The organism is Streptomyces sp. NPDC046977 (assembly GCF_040644455.1).
GTDB lineage: Bacteria > Actinomycetota > Actinomycetes > Streptomycetales > Streptomycetaceae > Actinacidiphila.
Genome location: NZ_JBEYWO010000001.1, coordinates 102,634 through 112,559 on the forward strand (window position 1 = coordinate 102,634; position 9,926 = coordinate 112,559).

At 69.6% G+C, this 9,926-nt stretch carries 5 protein-coding genes; 2 read left to right on the top strand and 3 right to left on the bottom strand.

All coding sequences use genetic code 11. The features are described from left to right. Positions 1-8: 8 nt before the first annotated feature. From ABZ883_RS00390 to ABZ883_RS00400, 3 genes are all read right to left on the bottom strand, one after another. Positions 9-2,900, bottom strand: a complete 2,892-nt coding sequence (locus ABZ883_RS00390; RefSeq protein WP_360899015.1) for a DEAD/DEAH box helicase — start codon at positions 2,898-2,900, stop codon at positions 9-11. A gap of 119 nt (positions 2,901-3,019) precedes the next feature. After that, positions 3,020-4,261 (bottom strand): protein kinase, encoded by a 1,242-nt coding sequence (locus ABZ883_RS00395; RefSeq protein WP_360899018.1) that lies wholly within the window; start codon positions 4,259-4,261, stop codon positions 3,020-3,022. Positions 4,262-4,530: 269 nt separating this feature from the next. Then, positions 4,531-6,723 carry an N-6 DNA methylase gene (locus tag ABZ883_RS00400; protein WP_360899021.1) on the bottom strand — a complete coding sequence of 731 codons (2,193 nt, stop codon included), beginning with the start codon at positions 6,721-6,723 and terminating at the stop codon, positions 4,531-4,533. A 258-nt stretch (positions 6,724-6,981) separates the two neighbouring features. Between ABZ883_RS00400 and ABZ883_RS00405 the strand changes: the two genes are divergently transcribed. Together ABZ883_RS00405 and ABZ883_RS00410 are read left to right on the top strand one after the other, a co-directional pair. Continuing rightward, the gene (locus ABZ883_RS00405) at positions 6,982-8,613 is read left to right on the top strand and encodes an RNase H family protein (protein ID WP_360899024.1); all 1,632 of its coding nucleotides are present in this window, start codon (positions 6,982-6,984) and stop codon (positions 8,611-8,613) included. Between the two features lie 124 nt (positions 8,614-8,737). Then, positions 8,738-9,811, top strand: a complete 1,074-nt coding sequence (locus ABZ883_RS00410; protein ID WP_360899027.1) for a DUF3644 domain-containing protein — start codon at positions 8,738-8,740, stop codon at positions 9,809-9,811. Positions 9,812-9,926: the final 115 nt, after the last annotated feature.

A 9,926-nucleotide genomic window follows, 5' to 3' on the forward strand; every position in this document is an offset into this window, starting at 1 on the left:
GGGATGGGTCAGGCGGCGTGGGCGGAGGCGGGGGCCAGGACGGTGAGTACGCGCAGCATCGGGCGGCCGGTGGTGAGGAGGGAGTCCGCAAGGGAGGTGAGACGGTCACGCGTGCTGGTGGACGCGGCACCGCCGCTCGTCAGCGTCGGCTGCTCCCAGGAGCCCAGACGAGCCTTGTACTCCTCGATGGGAGCCCTGAGCGGTTCGTCCCACGCCTCACGGTGCTGCTCGAGGAACGCCTCCGCGATGTCCAGGACGCTGGGGATCGCCTCGACGAGGAGGTTCGTGTCGTGGGCGAGGCCCGGGTTCGCCATTGTCGGGCCGACCTGGGCGCGGCGCAGTACCGCCACCATGTCGTCGTCGACCTCGCCGTCCGTGGTGACGGCCATCCACTTGACGACGGTCGGACGTCCGAGCGCATTGGAGTAGATGCCCTGGACGAGGTAGGTGGGTTGGGACACGTCGGCGGTCAGAACCGGCGCCTCCTGGCGGTCCAGGCGGACCAGGACCTTGTCCGTGAGCCACTCCATGACCGGGTGCAGGTCGGTCAGCAGGGAGATGTCGGGCCAGCTGGAGGTCGCCGAGGCGCGGGCGCGCGTCAGGCTGTGGTCGGCGAGCCGCCAGTTGAAAGTGACCTTCAGGCGGTCCCGCAGTCCCTGCTCACGCACGTACTCCGGAGGCAGCGCCTTGAGGCGGTGGACCAGGTCGGAGGGCGGGACGAAGGAGAGCAGTCCGGTCTCCGGGTCGGCGGACAGGTCCAGCCGGTCGTGGGCATCCGGATATACCTCGCGCAGCGCCTCGTCGAGGAACTCGCGGGCGGAGGCGAACAGCCGGGGCACGTGCGCCCGGGGCACCGTCCCGGTGCCGTCGTCGCCGCCCGCGTCGGAGGCGGCGGTGTCCTGCTCAGGTTCCTCGTTCACGGCGCCGAAGAACTCGGCGAGGAAGTCGTCCACACCGTCGTCGGTGCCGGCGTCGGAGGTGCGGTCCGTGTCCAGGGACTCGTCCACGGTGCGGCCCCGCAGCAGGTCCTGGACGAGGGACTTTTCCTCGGCCTCGGCCCGGTAGAGGCCGGACACGGCCTCCGCCGTGCCCAGCGCCTGGTGGGCCTGCGCCTCGCGCTCCAGAAGGCGTTCCGCGACGAGGGTGTCGTCCTTGGCGTCGTCGACGGAGCTGGTGAGGATCAGGGCCCGGAACTGCGGCTGGTGAGGCTGCCCGTAGCGGTCGATGCGGCCGTTGCGCTGCTCGATGCGGATGAGCGACCAGGGCACGTCGTAGTGGACGAGCTGGTGGCACTGGCGGTGCAGGTTGACGCCCTCGGAGGCGACGTCGCCGGTGAACAGCATGCGTACGGGCGTGTCCGCGAGGCCGAAGTCCTCCACGCACTGCATCTGCTGCTCGTCCGACAATCCGCCGTGCATGACCCTGGCCGCCTCCTGGGCGGCCTTCCCCTTGAAGCTGAGGGCCTGCGGCACGGTACGCGCCAGCCACTCCAGGGTCTGCACGCGCTCGGAGAAGACTACGACCCGGGTGTCGGACTTCGGCCCGACCCCGATCTCCCGCAGCTGGTCCAGCAGGGCCCCGAACTTGCCCGAGTCTGTGTCCGCCATGCCCGACGCCAGCTCCAGGAGCCGGTGGAGGGCGGCTTGTTCGGCGGCCGTCGACTCCGGGGTGTTCTTCTTCTCCAGCGTCTTGATGCGTGTGGTGACCGTGGCCTTCAACGCCGCGTGAGAGGAGAGGAAGGACTTCAGCAGTGTGTACGGGAACAGGGGGACGTCACTGACCGACTTGGAGCCGTCGGACGGGAGCCAGACCGCGGACAGTTCCTCGAAGACTTTCTCCTCGGCGGGCGTTGCCGTCACCCGGATCGAACGGGAGGGGCCGCGGTCCGCCCACTGGCCCTTCATCTGCTCCCGCACCTCGGGGCTGACCTTGGTGCGCCGGATGAACAGGTGCTTGATGTCCTCGGCGCGGTAGTGCTCCGGGTCGCGGATCGCGGCCGGGTCGAGCAGGGAGATCAGCTCGGCGAAGGAGCGGGCGTCACCGTTGTGCGGGGTCGCGGAGGCCAGCAGGAGGGCGTCCGTGTGCGGGGCCAGCGTGCGGGCCAGCTGGTTGCGCAGGGAGCCCTTGTTGATGAGGTTGTGCGACTCGTCGATGACGACCGCGTCCCAGGTGATCCGCTCCAGGTGGTGCTTGTACTGGTCGGTGTTCTTCAGGGTGTCGATGGAGACGATGACGCGCTTGAAGTACGTGAACGGGTTGCGGCCGGCGGGGATCTCCCGCTGGATCCGCTCGATGCCCACCGAGTCGAGGCGCACGAGCGGGATCGCGAACCGCGTCCACAGCTCGTGCTGGAACTGCTCCAGGACGTGCTGCGGGGTGACGACGAGGATGCGCTCGCCGCGGCCGCGGCGGATCAACTCGGCGAGGATGAGGCCGATCTCCAGGGTCTTGCCGAGGCCGACGACGTCCGCGATGAGCATGCGGGGGCGCAGGTTGCGGCCGGACAGGGCGAGTTGCGCGGGACGCTGCTGGTAGGGGAGCGAGTCCAGGAGGAAGGAGTCCGCGAGCGCCAGGCCGCGCTCGGCCTGCGGTAGTGGCGTCTTGCGTAGCACCGCCTCCAGGAACAGGCGTGAGCGGCGAAAGTTCGGCGAGTCGTCCCGCACCAGGCGGGTCCGCCTCGGGTCGAGCAGCTCGATCTGGTCCAGCCCGGTGAAGAACACCGCGTCCTGGTCGCGTACGAAGTCTGAGGCGCCGACCGCCTCGATCCGGGCGCCGTCGTGTTCGGTCCGTGTCGCGTTGCGCACCAGCCACACCTCGTCCCGTACGAGGATCTGGGCACCGGGCGGGAACAGGGCGTCCTCGCCGCTTGTGGTGTGAGCGGTGCTCAAGTCGGCGGTCACGCGGGTGCCTCCTGGGCGTTCATGTCGGTCGGCTGGGCATGTCCCGTTATGGGTGGCCGGTGGTACACGGAGTCAAGGGAGTCGCCGGGCTACTGGGCGCGGCGAGCTGGGCTCAGGTCTCAGAACGGGGCGCTTGCCGCGTAGGCGACACGCAGGCGCTCGGCCGTTCTGCGGGCTTGCAGCGAATGCCGTGGAGTGGACGGTGCTTCCCTGGGCCGCCTGGATACTGTGGGTGGGCGTCCCGGCGCCGGCGGTTCGCGATGGAAGCCGTCGGACGGATCCCGCTGGGCGGGAGGCGTGGGGCCGGGCGAGTCTTCATCCGCCGAGTCGGTGAGGCCGGAGATCTCGACCACGCTGGGGGAGGGGGCTGGTGAACCAGGCGGGACCGGAGTGTTCTGGGCGGCTGGGGCGGTATCCGGGCCCGGAGCGTCAGTCGCGGGGGCGAGCAGGGAAACGGCGTCGGCTGACGTCGCCTTGTGCGGCTGTCCCGCAGTATGCGCGGTGAGCTTGCGACGCGCTTGGGCGATCTTCATGCCATGGGCCTCGATGACCGAGCGGCACTGCTGCACCACGTCGCTCAGGGAGGGCCGGTCCTTGGCGTTCTGGGCGAGCATGCCGGTCAGGAGCGGCATCAGTTCGCCGGGCACACCGGAGAGGTCCGGCGCCGTGCCGGGGTCGGTGACGAGGTGGAACACCATGTACGGGGTCGCCGCCTCGTGCGGATAGTGGCCTGTCGAGGCAAAGAGCAGCACAGCGCCCAGTGCGTACACGTCTACGGCGGGCGTCAGCGGCTTCAAGCCGGCGGCCTGCTCCGGAGCCATGCAGATCGGAGTGCCGACGACCTGATTGGGGGCAGTGAGTGAGACGTGCGACTCGGTGAAGGCGGCCAGGCCGAAGTCGATGATCTTCGGGCCGTTCGGGCCGAGCAGGATGTTGGCCGGCTTGAGGTCGCGGTGCAGCAGGCCCTGCGTGTGCACGGCCGACAGTGCCTCGGCGAGGATCGCGCCGAGCGCGGCAGTGAGGACTGACGGGAGAGGTCCGTGCGTTCCCACATGCCGGGCGAGGTCCGGTCCGTCCACGTACTCGGTGGCCAGCCACGGTTGTTCCGCCTCCGCGTCGGCTCCCAGGAACGCGGCGATGCGCGGACCCCAGATGGTCTTGAGCACCTCGATCTCCTGCGCGAAGCGCTGGCGGGACTCCGAGTCCACGATCGAGGGTTTGATCACCTTCACCGCGGCGGGTTCACCGCCGAGCGATTCCCCCAGGAAGACCTGGCCCATGCCTCCCTGGCCGATCCGGCCGAGGAGGTCGAAGTCGCCCAGTGAGGACGGGTCCTCGGGGCTCAGGGGCGTGATCTGCACGTGTGTCCTCGAAATTCGGTCGTGGCGAGCGTCTGATCAGCCGCGATGCGCGCCTCAAGACACGGTAGTGGATGCGGTCGGGGCCGGGAACGTGGATTGCCGGATGGAGATGTCAACCTCTTGAGGTGGAGAACGTGTGGAGGGCGCCGACTGGGTGTGGGTCGGGCCCAGTCCATACATCCGTCGCCATCTGGGCACGGTCCAGTGGGCTCCGTGTGCTTTGCCGCCCCGTGTGGCCGCTGCTCAGCAAGTGATTCCCCCGACTTTCTCTATCGAATGGGCTGAATTGCCGCACGGCGGGCGTGCAGTCGTGTCCCGCGAGGGAGCAATTGGCCGCCCGTAAGCCCGCCTGACAGCAGCCGTGCCGTCTCCTCCGCCAGCCGCGTCGCCCGCCGTGCCTCCGCCCGGAGCGCGTGCACGTGCCGGAACGCTTCCCCGTACTGCCGCTGCTCCTGTAGCGGCAGCAGGGGCACGCGCAGCCGGCCGGGGATGACCGTGAGCGCCGTACTGCCCGTCGACGCGCCCGCGATGTTCTCCTCCGCGCCCAGGAACCCGGCGAGGAACCAGGCGTCCAGGCGCGCCGGGTCCGGCCGGAAGAGGTGAATCTGAGGGCCGAGCAGTGCGCCCGCGTCCTCCTCGCCCGCGACCCGGGCCATGGGCCCGTCCGTGCTTGCGACTGCCCGTACGAGGACGTCCCCGACAGCGATCACGGGTGCTGTGTCGTCGTACAGTCCCGTCGACTCTTCCGTGGGACATGACCCAGTCGCGATGTCCGAGCCGGTGAGCACCGCCCGCGTCTCGGGCCTCCCGTCCCCGACACTCGCGGCTTGTCCCTTGCTGCGCACGCTGTCCGGCTGGGTGCGCAGCAGGGTGAGTGCTCCACCGCGCGACAGGTCGGATGCCGTAGCCGTCCGCCATTCGCGGGCCGAGGTGCCCGCCGCACTCCAGCCTTCCTGACCCGCCGTCCGTGCGAGGGACTTCGCGGCCTTGGCGAGGTTCCGGCGTGTGGCGTCGGCCTCCACCGACAGCTTCGTCGGGTCGACCTCGGCTCGTGACGTCCGTACGAGCCGCGCCGGCGTCAGATCCACCACGTCGTCCAGCAGGTCCACTACGCCTGCCGCGTGTGCGGCACCGGGTTCGCCCTCGTACGCGTCCGGGTTCTCCATGAACGCCCGCCACGCATCTAGGGCACGCGCCGTGATCCACTCCCAGTCCAGGGAGGCGGACCGGCTCGCGCCCCGCATCCGCGCGGTCAATGCCGTTCCGCCGCGCCCGGCTACCGTTGCCGCGTCCGCCGCCGTGTCCACGAACAGCACCGACTTGCGCTCCGGACCGCCTGGCTCGGGCCGTTGCAGCACCCAGATTTGCAGACCGACGTGCAGCGGTACTGCCGCGCCGACGGGCAGTGCGATCACCGCGCGCAGTGCCCCGCCGCGTACCAGCTCTGCCCGTACCCGGCGCCCCGACGCGCGGCCGGCTGTGGCTGGCGGCAGGAGCAGGGCCGCGTAGCCGCCGGGTGTCAGGTGGGCAAGCGCGTGCTGTACCCAGGCGAGCTCCGACTCGGCGCGCGGCGGCACACCGTAGGCCCAGCGCGGGTCGTACGCGAGCTCGTCGTGACCCCAGTCCCGGAGACCGAACGGCGGGTTGCACAGGACCGCGTCGGCGACCAGGTCGGGGAAGGCGTCCGCGCGGAGGCTGTCAGCGGCGTGCACGGTGGCCGTGGTTTCCGGGGTCGTCAGCATCAGACTCACGGCGCTGCGCTGGGCCTGCACAGGAAGCGTGTCCTGGCCGTACAGCTCGCGTGCGCCTCGGCGGGCGGCGGCTGCTAGGAGGGTGCCGCTGCCGCAGGCCGGGTCGAGGACGCGCGCCGGTGATCCGGGGATCAGGCCGGCGAGTAGATCCGCCAGCGGCGCGGGGGTCTGGTACGCGCCGGACGCGGCACTGTCCTCCAACTCCCGCTCCGCCAAGACGCCCAGCGCGGCTTGACCACCCTCGTCACGTACACAGGCGTACAGCGCGCGCAGCACCGCCGCGTCGCCCGCATCGAAACGGACCGTCTCCGCTGCCGGCACGGCGTCGGCCGTGGACGCCGCGTCGCGTTGAGCGCGGGCGGCGAGGTCGGCGTCCGGCAGCTGTGCGGCAGCTGTCAGTTCATCGGATGATCGGCCCGCCGCCGCGAGAACGAGGAGCAGCAGATCCGACGTTCCGCCGCCGTGTGCGTGCAGGCGGAGGGTCGTCCGCAGTTCCTCCGACGGGGTCGCGGCCGAAGCGTGACCGCGCGAGGAGAGCCAGGCACGCACGGACTCCAGGTCGTACAGCGGACTGCTCTCCGTGCCGCCGGACGGCTCGGGGAAGTCCTCGTGCCGGCGCCGCCAATTGCTGACCGTGGCGCGCGTGACGCCCGCAATGCGGGAGATCTCGGCGGCTGTTACCTGGGCGGATGGTGCGGGTGGCTGTGACATGGAAGCGGTCCTGGCTCTGGTGGGGGGCGTAGTCACACCTTACAGCACGAGTCAACTTCCTCAAGCTGTTGGACAACGCTTTCATGAGTGTGCTTCCATGAAAATGCTTCCGGCGGCGAGTGGTGCTCTCCGACGTGAAGCGTGAGTTCTTTGCACAGGCGCACCGATGTCGCGGTCATGGGCCCGTCCGCACCCACGCCCGATCGCACACCACCTGCGGACCCCTTACCACCACGACCCGCGACCTGGAAGGCCACTGTGACGATCACCGAGCGCACGGAGCTGATCCGTCGATTCGCCGACGACTTCACGGCCCTGCAGGAGGCCGTCCTCGCACGAATGAACGGGATCTGCGTTCCCGAGATCGCCGCTGCTCTGGAACACCCTTCGCTCGCCGGTCCCATCACCGTCGCTTTCACCCACGCCGAGGTGCTTGCACGCGGTGCCGTCCGGCGCGCGGAGCTCGCGGCTCAGCCCCCCGAGCCGCTGCGCCGGCTGCGAGCCGACGCGCGCAAAGTACGGCGAGCCCGGTCGCAGGCGGAGGCCGTGTACAAGGAGCGGCGTGCCCGCCGCCTCGCCGGCCGCTCCCGGCCGGTGGACATGCTGGAGTTGAGGGTGGCGCGGATGGCGTCCCCTGCTGCCTTCGCCGAGGCCATGCGGCAGGAACTCCGCGACAGGGGACTGCCGGACGGCACGCCGCGGGCGCCGGAGTGCGACCTCGCCCAGTGGGTCTGGGACCGGAAATCGGCAGGCGACGAACTGTTGGCACCGGTGCGCGAACTGCGGGACTGCGACGACGACGCCTTCGTTCAGGCCCTCCTGCGCGACGCCCGTGAGGAGGAGAACCCGTACCTCCCGCACGACGCGGTGGCCGAACGGTGGAGCCGCCATGCCCGTGCCGCGCTGGCCTGGGGTCGCTACGCGATCGCCCAGGCCGAACGGGACGTACTTGCCTGCTCCTTCGCCGGCCGGCACGCCCGACTTGACGCTCTGGACGACGCTTACCAGGACACGGCGGTTCTTGCTGCCCGCTCACGCGAAGCTTTGCTCAAGGTCACGGAACTCCATGATCGGATGCTGGCCCATGCAACCAGGGGGCCCTTCGCGGAGCTCATTGCGCAGTGTCGCGCCGCGGCCCTGGCGCGCTTCGCCGACACCGAACCCGAGCTGTGGCACAGCGTGCGTGAGCTGACTGTGGGGCACCGGGCGCACTGCCCCGAGCGGGCGGACGGCTGCCCCCACTGTCACCGCTCCCTCGCTGGCCTCCTCGCCACCGCCCATCCTGTTACCACGGCCGAGGACGGCGACGGCGATCAGGCGACGGCGACGCTTCCGGCTTACGGCGACCGCTACGCCGTGCTCGCCGACGTTCCCGACACCGCCGTCGTGGCCGTCGCCGACGCCGCCGTCGGTGACGAGTCCGCACTGTGCGGCTATGGCTGGGCTGCCGAAGACGGCACCACCGGATACGGCGACTCCGTCGCCTCGAGCAGTGGCGAAGCCGAAGTCATAGGTATCTGCGCGGCCGCCCTGAGCCTGATCGAGCACCACGAGGACGTACCCGTGATGCTTCTGTGCGACAGCGTCCAGGCAGTACAGGCGGTCAACACGGCCCTGCATTCCGCGGACCCGACAGCCGCCCACAGCACCCTTCTCTTCCCGGAGAGCCGGCAGCTGATGGACCACCTGCTGCGCCACCGCCACCGCGTCCAGGTCCGCTGGCTCAAAGGCCACATCGGACACGACCTCAACGAAACCGCCGACGCCTTCGCCGGCCTCGCCCTCCGCCGCGCCAACGGCCGAATCGCTGCCTCCGCCGCACGGAAGGAGGAGGCGCGAATCCTGCGCGCGCTCGGCTCCGGGACCGGCCCGATCTCGGTCGCTGCCTGAGCCCATGGTCTGACGCTGCCGGCCGCAGGACACGCGGGGCCAGCCGCATCACGTCGCCTGCGGACAGCCCTACCACCCTGTGAACGGATCTCCCCACCCCTGGACGAAAGCGAGTGATGCTCTCATGGCTCATCCCCGGTGGCGCTACATCCTCATGGAGTCCCAGCGTCACGCCCTCAAGGCGCTCGACGAGTGGAACGGCTCCAGCGGCGACTACAGCGACTTCCTCACTCACATGCACAAGGCCTGGCACTACCTGCTCCACGCGGAGTTCCACAAGGCCAAGATCGACTACCACTACCGGGACACAAAGACCGGCCGCCACCAGATGATCGACGGCGAACCCAAGGCCTGGGACCTCGAGAAGTGCTTGAAGGAGCGCTTTGCCAACAGCGGCGACATGGTGCGTCTCAACGCGGAGCTCTTCGTGGCCCTGCGCAACAAGGTGGAACACCGCTACGAGCACAACCTGAGGATTGCCACGGGCGGAAGGGCGCAGGCGTACGTGATCAATTACGAGCAAGAGATGACCTGCCACTTCGGCGCGGGCCACAGCCTTGCCGACCGGCTCCGCTTCCCCCTCTCCGTCCAGGCGCTGACCGCGGACGGCTACGAGGAGATGCGGAAAGCCGCCAGGGAGTTGCCCAGGAAGACCCGTGACCTGGTGGCCAGGTATGAGGCGGGCATCGATCCGTCCGTCCTCGACGACCCCAGGTACGACTACCGCGTACGACTGGTGCCGATCACCGGCGCCAAGACGGATGCCGACTTGGCGGTCAACTTCGTCAAGCTCGACGATCTGAGCGAGGACGAGCGACGCACCATGGTCGAGGCTGGTCGGGATGGTTCCGTCATCACCAGGGATCGTCATGTCGAGGTGGCGGACCTGAACAGGATGCGCCCGGCGCAGGTCGCCGCCCGCGTCGAGGAGCAACTGCCTTTCCGGTTCAGCGCATCCCGAGAACATGTGGAGATGTGGAAGCGGCTGAAGGTCCGTCCGGCCAAGGGCTCCGGCGACCCGTATGCCACCGAGGCCAAGTACTGCACGTACAACGAAGCCTTCGACCAATACGTCTACACCCAGGCATGGATGAGGAAGATCGTCAAAGAGATCGGGACGGTCGAGAAGTACCGCGCGTTCTTCGGCAGGGAGCCGCGGATGAGGACGGGGGCCATCGCGTCGAAGAATGCGGCCTAGAAGGCGTCGCCTCCCGAGGATCGGAGGGGTGGCACAGCAGTCACCGCGGCGGGCGACAAGAAGCACAGTGGATTGCCGTACTTTCCGGCCGCGCTACCTGACAGCAGAGCAGTCG

Excerpts from the sequence above, each read along its gene's own strand:
- ABZ883_RS00410 (WP_360899027.1), top strand. The coding sequence starts at position 8,738 with ATGGCTCATCCCCGGTGGCGCTACATCCTCATGGAGTCCCAGCGTCAC.
- ABZ883_RS00400 (WP_360899021.1), bottom strand. The coding sequence starts at position 6,723 with ATGTCACAGCCACCCGCACCATCCGCCCAGGTAACAGCCGCCGAGATC.